The sequence below is a fragment of the Pseudomonas sp. PvP025 genome (genome assembly GCF_017832155.1).
In the GTDB taxonomy this organism is placed as follows: Bacteria; Pseudomonadota; Gammaproteobacteria; order Pseudomonadales; family Pseudomonadaceae; genus Aquipseudomonas.
The window spans coordinates 1,016,044-1,035,159 of sequence record NZ_JAFIBJ010000001.1 but is presented as its reverse complement, the minus strand read 5'-3'; the positions used below and the strand labels follow the sequence as shown (position 1 = coordinate 1,035,159).

Here is a 19,116-nt window from a genome sequence, read left to right as displayed (position 1 = left end):
ACCTCGCCGCTGCCCCGAGCTGGAGGAATGGCTAGACGTCATTGAGCGAGTTGGTCATAGTATTTTCCGATCAGGCCGACGTCTCGGCCTCTTATCCCAGGCTCTACAGGACAACATGTCCAGCATTGCAATCACCGATCTAATTGTGCCTTGGGACGTCGACAGCATCTCGCGACCGGTAGTGGCCTTGAGTGCTACATGGGTAACAAAGGACTGGGAAAATGCGAGGCATCAGCACCGCAAGGCGCAGCTGATCTACTCCCTACGCGGAATCCTCAACTGTGAAATTGACGACGGTGTCTGGATCGTGCCGCCGCAGTGCGCCATATGGATACCGGGAGACTTGCCGCACGCGGCGCGGGGGGCGGGTGAAACGGAATGCTATTGCCTGTTCGTTGAACCAGACGCCGCACCGGACCTTCCGAAAACCTGTTGCACGATTTCGGTATCGCCCTTGCTACGCGAGTTGCTGCTGAAGGCGGCCGGTTTTCCTGAGTTATACGCACAGGGGGGACGGGAAGACCGGTTGATTGCTGCATTGCTCGATGAGCTGGCGGCGGCACCGGTGGAAGACTTGCATCTGCCCATGCCACGCGATCCCCGATTGCGCCGCCTCGTGGAAATGATGCTGGCCGCCCCCTCGGACAAAACCTCGAAGGCCGACTGGGCAACTCGCATTGGCATGAGCGAGCGGAGTATGAGCCGTCTTTTGCTGCATGAAATTGGGATGAGCTTTGGGCGCTGGCGTCGGCAACTGCATGTGATCCTTGCGCTGCAACGTTTGACCAAGGGTGAAAGCGTGCAAACGGTGGCATTAGAGCTGGGATACGAAAACGCCAGTGGTTTCGTCACCATGTTCCGCAAGGCAGTGGGCAAACCTCCTGCACGATACCTCTCGGATCGCATCAGCGGCGCAGAGCTTGTTTCAGCGCCCAGCATCATACTCCCTAACGAAATCCAACCCTGATGGATCAGGGTCTTCGTTGAAAACCACCTGCACTCCACAACGACATCGCGCTTGGCCTAACTGAATAACAATCTGGCCTGGTTTCGCCATCACTCCCCCCTGTCTCTATTGTTAAATGCAACATCCGAATACAAATGAGTATTGTTGATGTTCGTCATCACACCTGTTGGGAAGTCCCGCTGGCCAATTGAAATGCGCGCAGAGCACGACGGCTATCTTCATCTGGATAGGCTGTACAAGCGCGCAATCAGGAGCGCGCCCCGCACCCTGCTGGGTTCGGCAGTTGCGGCGGCAATTCTTATTAGCGCACAGGGCGCATTCGCCGCCGAGCCAGGGCAAATTCAAACCAATGGGGAGTCTCAAGAAGGGATCGCATTGCCGGCCACCACCGTAACGGGCCACATGGATACCGCGATCACCGAACGTACTGGCTCCTACACCACGGACCAGACGGCGGCGGCGACGCACCTGCCGCTGTCGCTGCGGGAAACACCGCAGTCGGTGACGGTGATCACCCGCCAACGCATGGACGACCAGCAATTGAACTCGGTACAGGGCGTGCTGGAGAACACCACGGGTGTTTCGTCTTACCAGTCCGACAGCGAACGGACGAGTTTCTACTCGCGTGGTTTCTTGATCAACAACGTTCAGTACGACGGTATACCCACCGTCGTCGGCGACATTGTCAACGGGAGCGGCATCGGCTCCCTCGATACCGCGTTCTATGATCGTGTCGAGGTCGTGCGCGGCGCCTCCGGCCTGCTGACCGGCACCGGCAATCCCTCGGCCGCCATCAACCTGGTGCGCAAACGCCCGACCCGCGAATTCTCGGCGTCCGCCTCGCTCGGTGCGGGGAGCTGGGATACCCACCGGGAAATGGCCGATGTATCGACTCCGTTGACCGAGGATGGCCGTATCCGCGCTCGCATGGTCGGAACGTCCCAGGAAGGAAACTCGTACATTGATGGCTACAAGCCGCAGAGGCAGGCGTTCTACGGCATCATCGAGGCAGATCTGACACCCGACACGACGGTGAGCCTGGGCTATGACTACCAGGACATCACACCGAAGGGCTCCACCTGGGGAGGTTTACCGCTATGGTTCAGCGACGGCACGCAGGCGGAATATTCACGCGCCAAGAACTATGCGCAGAACTGGAGCCATTGGGATAACACCCTCAAGACGGCGTTTACCGAGATCGAGCACCGCTTCGACAACGGCTGGAGTGTCCGGGCCGTCGCTAATCAATACCGCACGCAATTCGATGCCGAACTGCTCGGCCTGGTCGGTCGCCCCGATCGCGCCACGGGGCTGGGCTCCTTTCCCAACGGGGCTCTTCCGGTGGCACTGGCGTCCGAAGGTCGCAGCCGTCAAAACACCTTCGACGTGATGGCGAGCGGCCCTTTCGAACTGCTTGGCCGCCAGCATGACTTGGTGGTGGGGGCGACGAGTTCGCGCCGCACCTCCAGCCAGGAAGCTATCGCTCCGTTCTATGCAGGCTTCACGCCGGTCAATGTCTATCAACTGAGCACGGCTTTTCCCCGCCCCAACTTCGATGCCATGGCTTGGATACCGACCCGCACCCTGATCAAACAGAGCGGTGTCTATAGCGCAGCCCGGTTCTCGCTGGCCGATCCTCTGAAACTCATTATCGGCGGCCGCTTCAGCAACTACGAAATCGACGACGCCGTCGGCGGCTCGTCGTTGCACTACAAGAAGAGCAGTGAATTCACCCCGTATGCCGGCTTGATCTACGACATCGACAAGACCTATTCGGCCTACGTGAGCTATACGGGCATATTCAATCCGCAAACCGACTATCGCGACAGCAAGGGCAACGTACTCACGCCGACAAAGGGAAAAACCAAGGAAATCGGCCTCAAGGGCGCTTACATGGACGGGCGTCTGAATGCCTCGGTGGCCTTGTTCGAGACCGCGTTGGACAACGCTGCACAGATGGTCGCAGGAACCCGTACGCCAAGTGGTGCCCAAGCCTATATGGGCTCGGATGGGACGAAGTCGCGCGGGATCGAGTTGGACTTGCAGGGCGAGCTGGCGCGTGGCTGGAACATCTATTCAGGCATCGCCCATTTCACGGCACAGGATGGCGATGGCGTCCGCTTGAATTCGCAAATACCGCGCACCACTGCCCAGCTTTTCAGCACCTACCAGTTGCCCGGAGACTGGAGCAAATTGACGCTAGGTGCAGGCGTCAAATGGCAAAACCGCTTCTACCAGGCACCCAACACCGGTACCAGTTCGTTGGGCGGGGAACAGGGTTCTTATGCCCTGGTATCACTGTTAGGGCGTTACGCCCTCACGAAGCAGATCACCGCGGCAGTCAACGTCAACAACGTGCTCGACAAGAAGTATGCGTTGCAGAAGGGCGATTTTGACACCGTCGGTTATGGCGCACCACGCAACTTGATGGTGACGCTGGACTATAGATATTGATTTCCCGCAGGCGAACGCTTCACCCGTTAGAAATCCCCAGACATACACCACAGCCCATTGATTATCGAGAACGCCCCCATGCCCCTTCAGCCTAACCTGCAACCCACCCAAGCCCTGGCCGTGAGCGACCCAAACAGAGTCGCCTTGTTCTGGCTGACGACAGCCGCTGGCGCCGTACTTTTTGTCACATTCCAGCTATTTTTCTACGTAAACGACTTTGTAAGAGCGCACGGAGCGACGCCGTCGATTACCTTTGAGCCCGACATACTGTGGATGTTTTCCGCATTCTATGGCTCTTGGATCGTAACGGTGCTTCTCGCCCTGATCGGAACGCGTAAGGCTCAGTGGGTTGCCTTGGTCCTCGGCAGTCTGCTTGTCGTCCTGAATACCCTCGGGGGAATCTCCGATGGGTTGCGCGACGGTTGGCACATTACCTTCTCGGCAGTGTTCTTCATTACGTTGCCCGGCGTATTCGCCATTGCGGCCACCTGGCGTTGCATCAAAAGCAAAGGAGTCGGCCATGTCGGTGAATAGTTCTGACTTCCCTTTTGTCTGGATGAGCCTTACGCAAGAACCCGGACACGATCACCAAAAGGACTTCGCCGAATTCGAGGCCAACTTGCAGCGCGGGGAGCCCTTCGTGCTCCTGACTGATACAGCACCTGCCGACGACCATGAGCACTCGCCGGAAGAAAAGAAGCGCACTGCACTTTGGATGAAAAAGCACAAGATTGAATTGCGAAAGTGGGTCCTGGCAATGATTCTGGTCGAATCCAACTCGGCAAAACGTCTTGGTTTCAGAGCATTCGCGGTCGTTTTCGCCAAGTTCTGGGGCTATCCTTTGCTTCTCGCTGCTTCACGTGAGCAGGCAATGGAGATGGCACAAGAACTGCTCGCAAGGGATGTAAAGTCGCCTCACTAATGGCCGCCGCGGGCGTCCGCTCTTCCAGTGAAACTCTGCCGCCGCGCACTGTCGCGGCGAGCAGTTGTCCTCACCCATGACGCGACAGCCAGTAGCTGTCGGCGTGCTTTATCCGCACCGAACTCAATGACCTCATGCGCCAAAAAAATACATCCACCCGACCGCCCGGTTGCGAGTGGCACGATCTCGACCTATGGTCCAAGGCATGTTTTGCATTTGCTGTCCCCCCTTCCGCACTCAGGTGACGACATGCCCACACCCTCCCGCCCCGCCGTGCTCGAGCTGATCGGCAACACGCCGCTGGTTCGCGTCAGCCGTTTCGACACTGGCCCCTGCTCCCTGTTTCTCAAGCTCGAATCACAGAACCCCGGCGGTTCCATCAAGGACCGTATTGGCCTGGCGATGATCGACGCCGCCGAGCGCGATGGTCGTCTGCGCGCTGGCGGCACCATTATCGAGGCCACTGCCGGCAACACCGGCCTGGGTCTGGCGCTGGTCGGCCGGGCCAAGGGCTATCGCGTGGTGCTGGTGGTGCCCGACAAGATGTCCACGGAAAAGGTGCTGCACCTCAAGGCTATGGGCGCCGAGGTGCATATCACTCGCTCCGATGTGGGCAAGGGCCATCCCGAGTATTACCAGGATGTGGCCGCGCGCATGGCCAGGGACATTCCCGGCTCGTTTTTCGCCGACCAGTTCAACAACCCGGCCAATCCGCTGGCCCACGAGACCAGTACCGCGCCGGAAATCTGGGCGCAAACCCAGCATGACCTCGACGCGATTGTGGTGGGCGTGGGTTCGGCGGGTACGCTCACCGGGCTCACGCGGTTTTTCAAGCGCGTGCAGCCGGAGCTGGCGATGGTGCTGGCCGACCCGGTGGGCTCGGTGATGGCCGAGTACAGCCGCAGCGGCCGCATGGAAACGCCCGGCTCGTGGGCGGTGGAAGGCATCGGCGAGGACTTCATCCCGTCGATTGCCGACCTCTCCAGCGTGCGCCACGCCTACTCCATCAGCGATGAAGAGAGCTTCGACCACGCGCGCCAGTTGCTCAAGGCCGAGGGCATTCTCGGCGGCTCGTCCACCGGCACCCTCCTCGCCGCCGCGCTGCGCTACTGCCGCGAACAGACCGAGCCCAAGCGCGTGGTGACCTTTGTGTGCGACACCGGCACGCGCTACCTGTCGAAGGTCTACAACGACCAATGGATGAATGACGCCGGCCTGTTGCAGTACAAACATTACGGCGACCTGCGCGACCTGATCGCCCGTCGTTTCGAGGACGGCCGCGTCATCAGCGTGAGCCCCGACGACACCCTGCTCACCGCCTTCCAGCGCATGCGCCTGGCCGACGTATCGCAACTGCCGGTGCTGGTGGACGGCCAGGAACTGGTGGGTGTGATCGACGAGTCCGACATCCTGCTGGGCCTGCACCATGACGCTGCGGATTTTTCCATGATCGTTGCCAGCGCCATGACCGACACCTTGCGAACCCTCGCCCCCAGCGCCAGCCTGGCCGAATTGCAGGCCGAGCTGGATCGCGGCCTCGTCGCCATCATCGCCGACGCGTCGGGCTTCCATGGCCTGATCACCCGTGTCGACCTGCTCAACCATTTACGGAGGTCCCTTGCATGAGCCAGCCCGATAAAAGCGCGTTCGCCACCCGTGTGATCCACGCCGGGCAAGCGCCTGACCCGAGCACGGGCGCGTTGATGCCGCCGATCTACGCCAACTCCACCTACCTGCAGGACAGCCCCGGTGTGCACAAGGGCTTTGACTACGGCCGCTCCCACAACCCGACGCGCTTTGCCCTGGAGCGCTGCGTAGCGCACCTGGAAGGCGGCACTCAGGCATTCGCCTTCGCTTCCGGGCTGGCCGCGATCTCCACCGTATTGGAATTGCTCGATGCCGGCGCGCATATCGTCTCCGGCAATGACCTGTACGGCGGCACCTTCCGCCTGTTCGACAAGGTGCGCCAACGCAGTGCCGGGCATCGCTTCAGCTATGTCGACTTGAGCGATATGGCGGCGTTTGAAGCGTCGTTGCAGGACGACACGCGCATGGTCTGGGTCGAGAGCCCGAGCAATCCCCTGCTGAGCCTCACCGACCTGCGCGCCGTGGCGCGTATCTGCCGTGCGCGCGGCATCCTTTGCGTGGCCGACAACACCTTCGCCAGCCCATGGATCCAGCGCCCGCTGGAGCTGGGGTTCGATGTGGTGGTGCACTCCACCACCAAATACCTCAACGGCCACTCGGACGTGATTGGTGGCATCGCGATTGTCGGCGACAACCCGGCGCTGGCCGAGCGCCTGGGCTTCCTGCAGAACTCGGTTGGCGCCATCGCCGGGCCGTTCGATGCATTCCTGACCCTGCGCGGCGTGAAGACCCTGGCCCTGCGCATGGAGCGCCATTGCAGCAACGCACTGCAACTGGCGACCTGGCTGGAGCAGCAACCGCAAGTGGCGCGGGTGCACTACCCCGGCCTGACATCCCACCCACAGCACGACCTGGCGCAACAGCAGATGCACGGGTTTGGCGGGATGATTTGCGTGGACTTGAATACCGACCTGGCCGGTGCCAGACGTTTTCTGGAAAACGTCAATCTCTTCGCCCTGGCCGAAAGCCTGGGCGGCGTGGAAAGTCTGATCGAACACCCGGCGATCATGACCCATGCCAGCATCCCGGCGGCCACCCGCGCGCATCTGGGGATTGGCGACGGGCTGGTGCGGTTGTCGGTAGGGGTTGAAGATGTAGAAGACCTGCGCGCCGACCTGGCCCAGGCCCTGGCTCATATCTAAAGACTCGAGGCAGCAACGATCAAATGTGGGAGGGGGCTTGCTCCCGATGGCGGTGAATCAGTCAGCAATCCAGTACTGACCCGCCGCCATCGGGAGCAAGCCCCCTCCCACACGAAATCCGTGTCTCAGGCGGAGGTAACCCCGGCCCGCGCGCTGTGCAGCTTCTTGTAGCTCTCGATCAGACGCAAGTGCCGGTCCAGCCCTTCCAGCTTCATGCTGGTCGGCGTCAGGCCGTAGAAGCGCACGCTGCCGGTGACCGAGCCGATCACCGCGTCCATGCGCTCGTTGCCGAACATACGGCGGAAATTGGCCTCGTAGTCTGCCAGCGCCAGGTCGTCGTCCAGCTCCATCTCCAGCACCGCGTTCAGCGCCTGGTAGAACAAGCCGCGTTCGGCGGTGTTGTCGTTGTACTGCAGGAACATCTCCACGCACTCCTTGGCTTCTTCGTACTGCTTGAGAGCGAGGAAGATCAGCAGCTTCAACTCCAGAATGGTCAACTGGCCCCACGCGGTGTTGTCGTCGAATTCGATGCCGATCAGGGTGGTGATATCGGTGTAGTCGTCCAGTTCGCTTTCGATCAGGCGTTCGACCAGCGCGTGCAGTTGCGCGTCATCCAGGCGGTGCAGGTTGAGAATGTCTTCGCGGAAAAACAGCGCCTTGTTGGTGTTGTCCCAGATCAGGTCGTCCACCGGGTAGATTTCCGAATAGTCGGGCACCAGGATCCGGCAGGCAGTGGCGCCCAGGTGCTCGTACACCGCCATGTACGACTCCTTGCCCATGCTCTCGAGGATGCCGAACAGGGTCGCGGCTTCCTCGGCATTGGAGTCTTCGCCCTGGCCGGAGAAGTCCCACTCGACGAATTGGTAATCCGATTGCGCGCTGAAAAAGCGCCACGACACCACGCCGCTGGAGTCGATGAAGTGCTCGACGAAGTTATTCGGCTCGGTGACCGCCTGGGCTTCAAAGGTCGGCTGCGGCAAATCGTTCAAGCCTTCGAAACTGCGGCCTTGCAGCAGCTCGGTGAGGCTGCGCTCCAGCGCCACCTCCAGGCTGGGGTGCGCGCCAAACGAGGCGAATACACCGCCGGTACGCGGGTTCATCAGGGTCACGCACATCACCGGAAACTCGCCGCCCAGGGACGCATCCTTGACCAGCACCGGGAAGCCTTGGGCCTCCAGGCCTTGAATGCCCGCGAGAATGCCGGGGTACTTGGCCAGCACTTCAGCCGGCACGTCCGGCAAGGCGAATTCGCCTTCGATGATTTCACGTTTCACTGCGCGCTCGAAAATCTCCGACAGGCACTGCACCTGGGCTTCGGCGAGGGTATTGCCCGCGCTCATGCCGTTGCTGAGGTAGAGGTTCTCGATCAGGTTGGACGGGAAATACACCACCTCGCCATCGGACTGGCGCACAAACGGCAGCGCAACGATGCCGCGCGCTTCGTTGCCGGAGTTGGTGTCGAACAGGTGCGAACCGCGCAACTCGCCGTCGCGGTTGTAGACCTTCAGGCAGTACGCATCGAGGATTTCCCCCGGCAGTTCGTCGTTGGGCCCGGGCTGGAACCAGCGCTCATCCGGGTAATGCACGAACGGCGCATTGGCCAGTTCCTCGCCCCAGAACTGATCGTTGTAGAAAAAGTTGCAGTTGAGCCGCTCGATGAATTCGCCCAGGGCCGACGCCAGCGCGCCTTCCTTGGTGGCGCCCTTGCCGTTGGTAAAGCACATCGGCGACTGCGCATCGCGGATATGCAGCGACCACACGTTGGGCACGATATTGCGCCACGAGGCGATCTCGATCTTCATGCCAAGCCCGGCGAGGATGGCGGACATGTTGGCGATGGTCTGCTCCAGCGGCAGGTCCTTGCCTGCGATGCGGGTGCCGGCGCCTGCAGTCGAGCCTGGCATCAGCAGGGCCTGGGCGTCGGCGTCGAGGTTCTCGACTTCCTCGATGACGAACTCGGGACCTGCCTGCACCACTTTCTTTACGGTGCAGCGGTCGATGGAGCGCAGGATGCCCTGGCGGTCCTTGTCGGAGATATCGGCGGGCAACTCGACCTGGATCTTGAAGATCTGGTTGTAACGGTTTTCCGGGTCGACGATGTTGTTCTGCGACAGGCGGATATTTTCCGTGGGGATATTGCGCGTCTGGCAATACAGCTTCACGAAGTACGCCGCGCAGAGTGCCGACGACGCGAGAAAATAATCAAAGGGCCCCGGCGCCGAACCGTCGCCCTTGTAGCGAATCGGCTGGTCGGCAATCACCGTGAAGTCATCGAACTTCGCTTCAAGTCGGAGGTTGTCGAGAAAGTTGACCTTGATTTCCATGGGGGCACACCAGAATAACGGCTGAACAAAAATGGCCGCCATTATGAGGTTTTTCCCCGGAAAGTTTCAGGCTTTTGCCAAAGCCTGCGCGAATGAGCAAAAAATCGAACGGCAAAACCACGGGGCACTCCAAACCCTGTGATGTCACTCAAGCTGATGTCCCATCATCTTTTTTCTGATTGGAGAACAGCCCCATGCGACCTCAAACCTCCTTTATTTTCGACCTCGACGGCACCCTCACCGACAGCGTTTACCAGAACGTAGCCGCCTGGAAAGAAGCCCTCGACGCCGAAGGCATCCCGCTGGCGATGTGGCGCATCCACCGCAGGATCGGCATGAGCGGCGGCCTGATGCTCAAGTCGTTGTCCCGCGAAACCGGGCTCGACATCAGCGAGCCCCAAGCCGAACGCCTGAGCAAACTGCATGCCGAGGCGTATGCGCGACTGCAGGGGCAGATCATCGCGCTGCCGGGCGCCGTCGCGCTGCTCGACCACCTCAGCCAGGCTGGCCTCAACTGGTGCATCGCCACCAGCGGCGGCCTGGACACCGCGAAGATCAACCTCAAGGCGCTGGAACTGAACATTGACGAGGTGAACATCATCACCCGTGACGATGTGAAGTACGGCAAGCCCGACCCGGACCTGTTTCTGGCCGCCGCGCGGCATATGAAGGTGCCGATCGACGAGTGCCTGGTGATCGGCGACGCCGTGTGGGACATGCTCGCCGCGCGGCGTGCCAAGGCCACCGGGATCGGCCTGCTGTCGGGGGGCTATGACATCGGCGAACTGGAACGTGCGGGCGCGCTGCGGGTTTACGAAGACCCGCAGGACCTGCTCGACCACCTCGATGAGGTCGCCTCACGCCCCTGAATGCCGCCCCGCAGTGCCTGGCAAAAAATCGGCCATCAACTTATTCGAGGTGAGGCCGATGACCTGTCTGGCACTCCAGGGAGCAACACCATGCGCAACAACCAGCCCGTAACACAGCGTGAGATTTCCCTCGCGCCGTCGCAGAAACTCATCTCCGCCACCGACACCCAGGGAATGATCACTTACTGCAACGACGCGTTCGTCGATATCAGCGGTTTTGACCGCGCCGACCTGATCGGCGCACCGCAGAATATCGTGCGTCACCCCGATGTCCCGCCGGCGGTGTTTGCGCACATGTGGCGCGCGCTCAAGCAAGGCCAGCCGTGGATGGGCATCGTCAAGAACCGTTCGAAAAACGGCGATCACTATTGGGTCAACGCTTACGTCACGCCGATATACGACGGCAGCCGCGTTGTCGGTTTCGAGTCGGTGCGGGTAAAACCCACCGCCGATGAAATTCGCCGCGCCCAGGCGCTGTACCAGCGGATCAGCCGAGGCAAACCCGGTGTACCGCGCCAGGATGCCTGGCTGCCGACGGCCGTGGCGTGCGTGCCGTACATGGCCACGGGCCTGGCCGGCAGCGTGGCCGGGATGTTTCTCGGCGCTCCGGTGGCGATTGCCGTTGCGCTGGCCGTGGCCGTGCCCGTGGGCGTGCTCTGCGCGCGCTGGCGCCAAGGCAGCACACTGCGCCTGCTGGCGGGTGTGGAACCGTCGACCTCGGATGCGTTGATCGCGCAGATGTACAGCGACGCGCGCGGGCCCCAGGCACGCCTGGAAACCGCGTTCCTCAGCCAGACCGCGCGCCTGAAAACCTGCCTGACGCGCCTGCAGGACAGCGCCGAGCAGCTCAGCGCCCTCGCCGGCCAGTCCGACCAGTTGGCCACTGCCAGCGCCCGGGGCCTGGACCGCCAGCGTGTCGAAACCGAACAGGTATCGGCAGCCGTCAACCAGATGGCCGCCACCACCCAGGAAGTCGCCAGCCACGTACAACGCACCGCCGACGCCACCCAGCAGGCCAATGTGCTCACCGGTCGTGGTCGTGAAGTGGCGCGCGATACCCGTGAAGCCATCGAGCGTTTGTCCGCCGTGGTCGGCGAAACCGGCGCCACCGTGGCGCAGTTGGCCCGCGACAGCGACGAAATCGGCAGCGTGGTCGATGTGATCAAAGGCATTGCCGACCAGACCAACCTGCTGGCCCTCAACGCCGCCATCGAAGCGGCGCGCGCTGGCGAGCAAGGACGCGGCTTTGCCGTGGTGGCCGACGAAGTACGCCAGCTGGCGCAACGCACATCGCAATCCACCACGCAGATCCACGCCCTGATCACCCAGCTTCAGGCCTCGTCCAATAACGCGGTCAGCAGCATGCAGAACGGCCACCGCCAGGCCGAGGAAGGCGTGGCCCGGGTGCTCGAAGCCGACCAGGCGCTGGTCGGCATCAGCGAAGCGGTGGCCAATATCACCAACATGACCACCCAGATCGCCGCCGCCACCGAGGAGCAAAGCGCGGTCGCCGAAGAGATCAGCCGCAACATCACCACCATCGCCGAGCTGGCCGACCAGACCTCATTGCAGGCCCATCAATCCACCGACCTGAGCAAGGAACTGACCAACACCGCAGCCACGCAGTACGCGCTGGTTGAGCGGTTCAATCGCTGAGGCGCGGCTGAGGTAAAGCCCGCTGTGGGAGCCGGTCAGCAAGAACCTCAGGCGAGCGCATCCCCTGTGGCGAGCGGGCTTGCCCTGCGTTGGGCTGCGCAGCAGCCCCAAAACCTGTGTCTGCGGCGTATCTGGCACACCGCACTCGGCCTTGACGGGGGTGCTTAGCACCCCAACGCGGGGCAAGCCCTAATGCCAGTCAGTTAAGCGCAGATTCCCTGTGGCGAGCAGGCTTGTCCTGCGTTGGGCTGCGCAGCAGCCCCAAAACCAGACGCTGAGCCGTATCAGGTACACCGCGTGTCCCTTGATTGGGGGCGCTTCGCACCCCAACGCGGGGCAAGCCCGCTCGCCACAATAAGCTCGCTTGCCATGGAGTAGCCAGTTTGTCAGGCAGATCTTTTAATCCACCACAACTCGAAATTGCTGAGCTATGTTTCGCGACTGACAACCAAGGAATGTGCCATGGACCCGTTAGCCACAAACGCAGCATTGGTGATCATCGACATGCAGCAAGGCATGCACTCGCCAGCACTCGGGCGACGCAACAACCCCGACGCTGAATCAAACATCCAGCACCTGCTAAGCGCATGGCGGCAGTCAGGTCGCCCTATCGTGCATGTACGGCACATCTCCCGCTCACCCACTTCGGTGTTCTGGCCAGGGCAAACTGGCTGCGAGTTCCAGGCCGCATTGCAACCGCTGGCACTTGAGCATGTGCTGGAAAAAAACGTTCCGGATGCATTCACCCACTCGGGGCTTGAGCGCTGGCTGCATACGCGGTCGATCAGGCAATTGGTGATTGTCGGCGTGATCACCAATAACTCCGTCGAAGCCACCGCCCGCTCGGGCGGTAACCTGGGGTTCGACGTGACCGTGGTTTCGGACGCCTGTTACACCTTTGACCAGACCGACTTATCCGGGCGCCTCTGGCCCGCCGAAGACGTGCACGCCCTTTCGCTCAGCAACCTGGCGATGGACTACGCCACAATTGTGGCAACCGGTGAGATTCTGGCCGGAAGTCATGCGGCATTTCGCCAAAACCTCTAATAGATCCGGTAACGCCGCACTGTAGCGAGCGGGCTTGTTGTGGCGAGCGGGCTTGCCCCGCGTTGGGCTGCGCAGCAGCCCCAAAACCAGACTCTGCGCAGTATCAGGTACTCCGCGTTTTCGTTGATTGGGGGCGGCGGTGCGACGATTCGACTTGCCCGCGAAAGCGGTGGGTCAGTCAACGTCAATGTTTGCTGGGCCGACGCCATCGGGAGCAAGCCCCCTCCCACATTTTGTACAGCGTTCGGCAGACCATTTCGGTCGGCTCTCAGGCCGCCGCGCTCTTGATCTTGATCTTAGGCGCCCCGTCAAACACGCTGGCCGAACGCAGGTTTTGGAGCGTGGGTAACCCGGCAGGACGCCGGGTTAGCCGCGCTGGGCCATGGATGGCCCATCGCGGCGGCCCACGCTCCAAAGCCTGCGTTCGGGCACACCGAGCCTGGGCGAGGTACCGAGTGTTGGGGCAAGAGCGTTTTGCTTACTTTTGCGCTTTTCAAAAGTGAGCCGCCGTCAGGGCGGAACCCTAAGTTGCCGTTACCGCACAAACCGATATGTACACCGAAAAGTCGCACCGCTCGTTGCTTCGAGCATCACGGCACTGTTGGCCCAACAACACTGCGCGGACAGCCTGTGCTGAATCAACACAGACAAATCACCTTGGGAGTAACGTCTATCCATTTGATATAAAAGCAGTTATCAGCCTGGCACGGCGCGTGCAAATACCTTCGCACACCCTTCGAAGGATGCCGCCATGCCCCACACACTGCCCCAGGCGCTGCTGCACCAGGCCCGAACCCGTGGCTCGGCGATTGCTTTGCGCCACAAGCGCCTGGGTATCTGGCATGAACGCAGCTGGAGCGAACTGGCCCGGGACGTCGGCCAGCTCGCCGCCGCCCTGCAACAGCGCCAGTTCGGGCGCAACGATGACCTGTTGATCATCAGCCAGGCGCATCCCGAAGCGCTGCTGATGGCACTGGCCGCGCAGTGGTTGGGCGCCAGCGTCACCCTGCTTGACCCCGACCGTGACCACCGCGCATTGCTGAACGGGCTGCGACCGCGCTTCGTGCTCGTGCAGAACCTCGACGCGCTGCAGCAACTGAGCGGGCATGGTGTGATTATGTACCTCGACGGACGAGGCCTGAGCCAGCACCTCAACGCCAACCTGATCGCCTACGCCGACCTGCGCACCGACGCGCCTGCGCCACCCTGCGCACGCCAATCCGATGCGACCGCCTTCGTGTTTCACGCAGGCACCGCGCTGGGCCTGACCCACGCGCAGTTACTGGCCGACGCGCGCGCACTGGTCGAGCGCGAACGGCTCAGCGCAGGCGAAGAGGCCCTGGCCGCGCGGGTATTCGCCGCCAGCGGCCAGGCGCGCTACCTGCTCGCGCCCTGGCTGCACGCAGGCTTTCGTCTGAACTTCCCCGAAGCCCTGGCCACCCGCGACACCGACCGCCGCGAGCTGGGTCCGACGCTGGTGCTGGGCACCCGCGAATCCTACGCGCGCCTGGAGCACTGGGTGCGTGAGCGCCTGCCGCTGCCGGGCACTGTCAGCCATGCGCTGTACCGCTGGGCCCTAAAGCCGAGCGAATCACCCGTGCGCCGTTGGCTGGGCCACTGGCTGGTGCGCCGGCCCTTGCTCGATGTGCTGGGCATGAGCCGACTGCGTGTGCCGTTGCTGGTGGGGCCGGCGCTGAGCCCACACAGCGCGACGTTCTTCGCTGCGCTGGGGATTCACCCAGGTCACTGGCAGGAACCCGCTTCGCGCCTCGAAGCCAGCGACTCCATGCTCTCCCAATCTGCCTGACGAGCCCACCATGCGCCCTTTCACTGATTCGGTATTACTGCGGCTCGATGACATTTCCTTATCATTCAAGGGCGTCAAGGCCATTACCTCGATCAGTTTCGAGGTCAAGACCGGCCACATCTGCGGGCTGATCGGCCCCAACGGCGCCGGTAAAAGCTCGCTGCTCAACGTGATCAACGGCGTTTACACGCCGCAGAGCGGGCGCATTCACTACGCCGGCCAGACGCGCCAGCGCATGCGCGCGCACCAGGCGGCCGAAGGCGGCATTGCACGCACCTTCCAGAACATCGCGCTGTTCAAGGGCATGAGCGTGCTCGACAACGTACTCACCGGTCGCAACCTCAAGCGCCGCAGCAGTTGGATCGAACAGATGCTGCGCCTGGGCCGCGCGCCACGCGAAGACGACGCCCACCGTCTATACGCGGAAAAGATCATCGCCTTTTTGCAGATCCATCCCTGGCGCCATGCGCTGGTGGGCACCCTGCCCTATGGCCTGCAAAAACGCGTCGAGCTGGCCCGCGCTCTGGCCGCCGAACCCACGCTGTTGTTGCTGGATGAACCCATGGCCGGCATGAACGCCCAGGAGAAGGTGCAGATGAGCCAGTTCATTCGCGACATCAACCGCGAATTCGGCACCACCGTGGTGTTGATCGAACACGATATCGGCGTGGTCATGGGCGTGTGCGACCACGTGGTGGTACTCGACTACGGTCGCAAAATCGGCGACGGCACCCCGCAACAAGTGCGCGCCAACCCTGACGTTATCGCGGCCTACCTGGGGAGCTGAGCATGGAGTTTTTCTTCGAAGTGCTGGTCGGCGGCCTGCTGGCGGGCGTGATGTATGCGCTGGTGGCAATCGGTTTTGTGCTGATTTACAAGGCCTCGGGGGTGTTCAACTTCGCCCAGGGCGCCATGGTGCTGTTCGCCGCGCTGACCTTTGTTAGCCTGCTCGAGCGCGGCCTGCCGTTTGCCTGGGCCTTCGTGGCGACGCTGGCGAGCATGGTGGTACTGGCGCTGCTGATCGAAAAAGTGGTGCTGCGCCCACTGGTCAATCGCCCGCCGATCATCCTGTTCATGGCCACCCTGGGCCTGTCCTACCTGATCGAAGGGTTTGCGCAGTTTTTGTGGGGTGCGCAGGTGCATGGCCTCGACCTCGGCATTGCCGACGAACCGCTGGAAATCCGCGGCATGCTGCTGTCGCAATTCGACCTGTTTGCCGCCGGCACCGCCGCCGTGCTGGTGGTGGCGCTGTCGTTGCTGTTCAACAAGACGCGGATCGGCCTGTCGTTGCGCGCGGTGGCGGATGATCCGCTGGCCTCGATGGCGGTGGGTATCCGCCTGCCACGCATCTGGGCGCTGGTGTGGGCGGTGGCCGGTTTTGTCGGGCTGGTGGCCGGGTTGCTGTGGGGCGCGCGCCTGGGGGTGCAGTTCTCGCTGTCGCTGGTGGTGCTCAAGGCCTTGCCGGTGCTGATCATCGGCGGGTTTTCCTCGATCAGTGGGGCGATTGTCGGCGGTTTGATCATCGGTGCCACCGAGAAAGTCGCGGAGATCTACCTCGGCCCGATTATCGGCAGTGGCATTGAGAACTGGGTGCCCTATGTGCTCGCCATGCTGTTTCTGCTGGTGCGCCCGGCAGGGTTGTTCGGCGAACGCGCCATCGAACGGGTCTGATTGCCCTGAGGAAATGCCTGCATGCTGTATCAAGAAGTCGGTCAACTGAATACCTCCTACGCGGCCGAGCGCCGCACGTTCCGCCTGCGCCAGGACCGCGTCGCCTTGTGGCTGCTGTTGGGGTTGGCCTTTGTCGGCGTGCCCTGGCTGGGCAATGACTACTGGTTCAGCGCAATCCTCGTGCCGCTGCTGGTGTTGTCACTCGCCGGCCTTGGCCTGAACCTGCTCACCGGCTACGCCGGGCAGCTGTCGCTGGGCTCGGCGGCGTTCATGGCAGTGGGCGCGTTTGCCGCCTACAACCTGCAATTGCGCGTGCCCGGCTTGCCGCTGCTGGTGAGCTTCGCCCTGGGCGGTGTGATCGCCGCGCTGGTGGCGGTGCTGTTCGGTTTGCCGAGCCTGCGCATCAAAGGCTTTTACCTGCTGGTGGCGACGCTTGCCGCACAGTTCGTGGTGGAGTGGGTGCTCACCCGCTTCAGTTGGTTTACCAATGACAACGCGTCCGGCGTGATCACCTCGCCACCGCTGCTGATGGCCGGGCTGGACTTCAGCTCGCCTCGGGGTCGCTACGTATTGACCCTGGCGGTGGTGGTGGCGCTGTTCTGGCTGGGCAAGAACCTGGTGCGCAGCGAACTGGGCCGCAACTGGATGGCGGTGCGCGACATGGACACCGCCGCCGCCGTCATCGGCATTCGCCTGTACAAGGCCAAGCTGCTGGCGTTCGCCATCAGCGGCTTCTACCTGGGCATCGCCGGCTCACTGTGGGCATTCGCTTATCTGGGCACCGTGGAGCCCCACGGTTTTGACCTGAGCCGCTCGTTCCAGGTGCTGTTCATCATCATTATCGGCGGCCTGGGCAGTGTGCTCGGCAACCTTCTCGGCGCGGCCTTCATCGTGCTGTTCCCGATTCTGCTGGGCAATCTCTTCGCGCTGCTGCCTGCCGGGTTGATGGACGCGGGCCAGCTGGAAAATATCCAGAAGATGCTGTTCGGCGCGCTGATCATCGCCTTCCTGATCAAGGAACCGGAGGGGCTGGCCCGGCTGTGGCAGCGCTTTCGTCAACGGGCCAGGGTGTGGCCGCTGCGTTACTGAATTCAGTTACTGACATTCAATCACTGCTCAAGGAATCGCCTCTATGCCCCACCGCTTATCGCTGCGCCGCCTGGCACTTGGCCTGGCCTTGATGACCGCCGGGTTCACGGCCGCGGCCCAGGCCGCCAACGAACAATACTTTCCTTTGCAAAGCTACCGCGTCGGCCCTTATGCCGCTGGTGGCAGCGGGTTCTTCGGCGGGTTCATCGACTACCTGCAATACGTCAACGCCCAGGGCGGCGTGAACGGCGTCAAGCTGACCTGGAGCGAATGCGAAACCGAGTACGTGGTGGAAAAAGGCGTCGAATGCTACGAGCGCCTCAAGGGCGGGCTCAACGGTGCGCCGGCAGCGGCCACCAACCCGCTGTCAGTGGGCATCGCCTATGCCACGCTGGAGCGCTCAAGCGCCGACAAGCTGCCGCTGATCACCATCAACCACGGCCGCACCGACTCCACCGACGGCAGCGTCTTCCCCTATGTGTTCCCGTTGCAGCTCAACCCGTATTCAGAAGTCTCGGCGATCATCAATTACATCGGCCAGCGTGAAGGCGGCGCCGACAAGCTCAAGGGCAAGAAAATCGCCGTGCTCTATCACGGCTCGCCGTATGGCAAGGAAACCAACGGCGTGCTGGAGACTCTGGCGAAAAATGCCGGCTTCGAACTGACCCTGCTCGAAGTGCCCCACCCGGGCAACGAACAGCAATCGCAATGGCTGAACATCCGCCGCCTCAAGCCGGACTGGGTGATCCTGCGCGGCTGGGGCGTGATGAACCCGGTGGCGCTCAAGTCGGCACAAAAAGTCGGCTACCCGGCCGATCACATCATCGGCAACATCTGGAGCAATTCGGAAGAAGACGTGGTGCCGGCCGGCAGCGCCGCCAAGGGTTTCATCGCCATCACCACTCACCCTTCGGGCACCGACTTTCCCGTGCTGCAAGGCATTCAGCACAGCGTGATCGACCCGGGCAAGGGCAACCTCGCCGACCCCAAGCGCTTTGGCACCGTGTATTACAACCTGGGCGTGGTCAACGGCATTCTCAACGTCGAAGCCGTGCGCCTGGCCCAGGAGAAATACGGCCACCAACCCCTGACCGGCGAGCAGGTGCGCTGGGGCTTCGAGCACCTGAACCTGGACGATGCGCGGTTGCAGGCGCTGGGCGCCAAGGGCCTGGTGCAGCCGCTGAAGCTGTCCTGCGCCGACCATGAAGGCGGCGGCGCGGTGCGTTTCCAGCAATGGGACGGGCAGCGCTGGAACCTGATCAGCGACTGGGTGCAGGCCGACCGCGCGCTGTTGCGCCCCATCATCGAGGCCTCGGCGAAGCAGTACGCCAAGGAAAAAGGCATCACCCCGCGCGACTGCAGCCAGGCGCAATAAACGGGTGAAAAGAGCGCCAGGGAAGGCGCCACTCGGCAGCGACGAGTTGTACACAAAATAACGCTAAAGCTTTACCACCATCAGGCCGAAACAGTCAGTGAAATCAAGTCGCCGTGCCCACCCAGGGCAGACGATTTGGCCGCCCT

The 19,116-nt window shown here is 62.2% G+C and carries 15 protein-coding genes; 14 read left to right on the top strand and 1 reads right to left on the bottom strand.

What is annotated here, in order from left to right; genetic code table 11:
• The first annotated feature begins 115 nt into the window (after nt 1-115).
• From JOE32_RS04155 to JOE32_RS04130, 6 genes are all read left to right on the top strand, one after another.
• A complete protein-coding gene (locus JOE32_RS04155) occupies nt 116-967 on the top strand; it encodes a helix-turn-helix transcriptional regulator (protein ID WP_209981696.1) in 852 nt (283 codons plus the stop codon).
• Nucleotides 968-1,114: 147 nt separating this feature from the next.
• A complete protein-coding gene (locus tag JOE32_RS04150) occupies nt 1,115-3,421 on the top strand; it encodes a TonB-dependent siderophore receptor (RefSeq protein ID WP_231421168.1) in 2,307 nt (768 codons plus the stop codon).
• A gap of 144 nt (nt 3,422-3,565) precedes the next feature.
• A complete protein-coding gene (locus tag JOE32_RS04145; protein WP_231421167.1) occupies nt 3,566-3,955 on the top strand; it encodes a hypothetical protein in 390 nt (129 codons plus the stop codon).
• A complete protein-coding gene (locus JOE32_RS04140) occupies nt 3,942-4,343 on the top strand; it encodes a hypothetical protein (protein WP_209981691.1) in 402 nt (133 codons plus the stop codon). Before JOE32_RS04145 ends, JOE32_RS04140 begins: the two co-directional genes overlap by 14 nt.
• A gap of 249 nt (nt 4,344-4,592) precedes the next feature.
• Entirely contained in the window at nt 4,593-5,969 is a 1,377-nt protein-coding gene (locus JOE32_RS04135; protein ID WP_209981689.1) for a cystathionine beta-synthase, read from the top strand.
• Nucleotides 5,966-7,132, top strand: coding sequence for a PLP-dependent aspartate aminotransferase family protein (locus JOE32_RS04130; RefSeq protein WP_209981687.1), 1,167 nt, complete (start codon nt 5,966-5,968; stop codon nt 7,130-7,132). Before JOE32_RS04135 ends, JOE32_RS04130 begins: the two co-directional genes overlap by 4 nt.
• 125 nt (nt 7,133-7,257) lie before the next feature.
• Here JOE32_RS04130 and JOE32_RS04125 read toward each other — a convergent pair whose 3' ends face one another.
• A complete protein-coding gene (locus tag JOE32_RS04125; protein ID WP_209981685.1) occupies nt 7,258-9,456 on the bottom strand; it encodes an OsmC domain/YcaO domain-containing protein in 2,199 nt (732 codons plus the stop codon).
• A gap of 194 nt (nt 9,457-9,650) precedes the next feature.
• Here JOE32_RS04125 and JOE32_RS04120 point away from each other — a divergent pair, with 194 nt between their 5' ends.
• From JOE32_RS04120 to JOE32_RS04085, 8 genes are all read left to right on the top strand, one after another.
• Nucleotides 9,651-10,325, top strand: coding sequence for an HAD family hydrolase (locus JOE32_RS04120; protein ID WP_209981683.1), 675 nt, complete (start codon nt 9,651-9,653; stop codon nt 10,323-10,325).
• 90 nt (nt 10,326-10,415) lie between these two features.
• A complete protein-coding gene (locus tag JOE32_RS04115) occupies nt 10,416-11,981 on the top strand; it encodes a PAS domain-containing methyl-accepting chemotaxis protein (protein ID WP_209981681.1) in 1,566 nt (521 codons plus the stop codon).
• Between the two features lie 462 nt (nt 11,982-12,443).
• Nucleotides 12,444-13,028: a cysteine hydrolase family protein gene (locus JOE32_RS04110; protein ID WP_209981679.1), complete on the top strand. Its 585-nt coding sequence runs from the start codon at nt 12,444-12,446 to the stop codon at nt 13,026-13,028.
• A 751-nt stretch (nt 13,029-13,779) separates the two neighbouring features.
• On the top strand, nt 13,780-14,835 hold the full coding sequence (locus tag JOE32_RS04105) for an AMP-binding protein (protein WP_209981677.1): 1,056 nt from the start codon (nt 13,780-13,782) through the stop codon (nt 14,833-14,835).
• A 10-nt stretch (nt 14,836-14,845) separates the two neighbouring features.
• A complete protein-coding gene (locus JOE32_RS04100) occupies nt 14,846-15,622 on the top strand; it encodes an ABC transporter ATP-binding protein (RefSeq protein ID WP_209981675.1) in 777 nt (258 codons plus the stop codon).
• Nucleotides 15,623-15,624: 2 nt separating this feature from the next.
• Complete coding sequence (locus JOE32_RS04095; protein WP_209981673.1) at nt 15,625-16,506, top strand: branched-chain amino acid ABC transporter permease; 882 nt, start codon at nt 15,625-15,627, stop codon at nt 16,504-16,506.
• Between the two features lie 21 nt (nt 16,507-16,527).
• Entirely contained in the window at nt 16,528-17,595 is a 1,068-nt protein-coding gene (locus tag JOE32_RS04090; protein ID WP_209981671.1) for a branched-chain amino acid ABC transporter permease, read from the top strand.
• Nucleotides 17,596-17,638: 43 nt separating this feature from the next.
• Nucleotides 17,639-18,970 (top strand): ABC transporter substrate-binding protein, encoded by a 1,332-nt coding sequence (locus tag JOE32_RS04085; RefSeq protein ID WP_209981669.1) that lies wholly within the window; start codon nt 17,639-17,641, stop codon nt 18,968-18,970.
• Nucleotides 18,971-19,116: the final 146 nt, after the last annotated feature.

Bases quoted from the DNA above. Each gene is read 5' to 3' on its own strand.
- JOE32_RS04155 (WP_209981696.1), top strand. From the start codon at position 116: ATGTCCAGCATTGCAATCACCGATCTAATTGTGCCTTGGGACGTCGAC.
- JOE32_RS04150 (WP_231421168.1), top strand. From the start codon at position 1,115: ATGTTCGTCATCACACCTGTTGGGAAGTCCCGCTGGCCAATTGAAATG.
- JOE32_RS04140 (WP_209981691.1), top strand. From the start codon at position 3,942: ATGTCGGTGAATAGTTCTGACTTCCCTTTTGTCTGGATGAGCCTTACG.
- JOE32_RS04135 (WP_209981689.1), top strand. From the start codon at position 4,593: ATGCCCACACCCTCCCGCCCCGCCGTGCTCGAGCTGATCGGCAACACG.
- JOE32_RS04130 (WP_209981687.1), top strand. From the start codon at position 5,966: ATGAGCCAGCCCGATAAAAGCGCGTTCGCCACCCGTGTGATCCACGCC.
- JOE32_RS04125 (WP_209981685.1), bottom strand. From the start codon at position 9,456: ATGGAAATCAAGGTCAACTTTCTCGACAACCTCCGACTTGAAGCGAAG.
- JOE32_RS04120 (WP_209981683.1), top strand. From the start codon at position 9,651: ATGCGACCTCAAACCTCCTTTATTTTCGACCTCGACGGCACCCTCACC.
- JOE32_RS04115 (WP_209981681.1), top strand. From the start codon at position 10,416: ATGCGCAACAACCAGCCCGTAACACAGCGTGAGATTTCCCTCGCGCCG.
- JOE32_RS04110 (WP_209981679.1), top strand. From the start codon at position 12,444: ATGGACCCGTTAGCCACAAACGCAGCATTGGTGATCATCGACATGCAG.
- JOE32_RS04105 (WP_209981677.1), top strand. From the start codon at position 13,780: ATGCCCCACACACTGCCCCAGGCGCTGCTGCACCAGGCCCGAACCCGT.
- JOE32_RS04100 (WP_209981675.1), top strand. From the start codon at position 14,846: ATGCGCCCTTTCACTGATTCGGTATTACTGCGGCTCGATGACATTTCC.
- JOE32_RS04095 (WP_209981673.1), top strand. From the start codon at position 15,625: ATGGAGTTTTTCTTCGAAGTGCTGGTCGGCGGCCTGCTGGCGGGCGTG.
- JOE32_RS04090 (WP_209981671.1), top strand. From the start codon at position 16,528: ATGCTGTATCAAGAAGTCGGTCAACTGAATACCTCCTACGCGGCCGAG.
- JOE32_RS04085 (WP_209981669.1), top strand. From the start codon at position 17,639: ATGCCCCACCGCTTATCGCTGCGCCGCCTGGCACTTGGCCTGGCCTTG.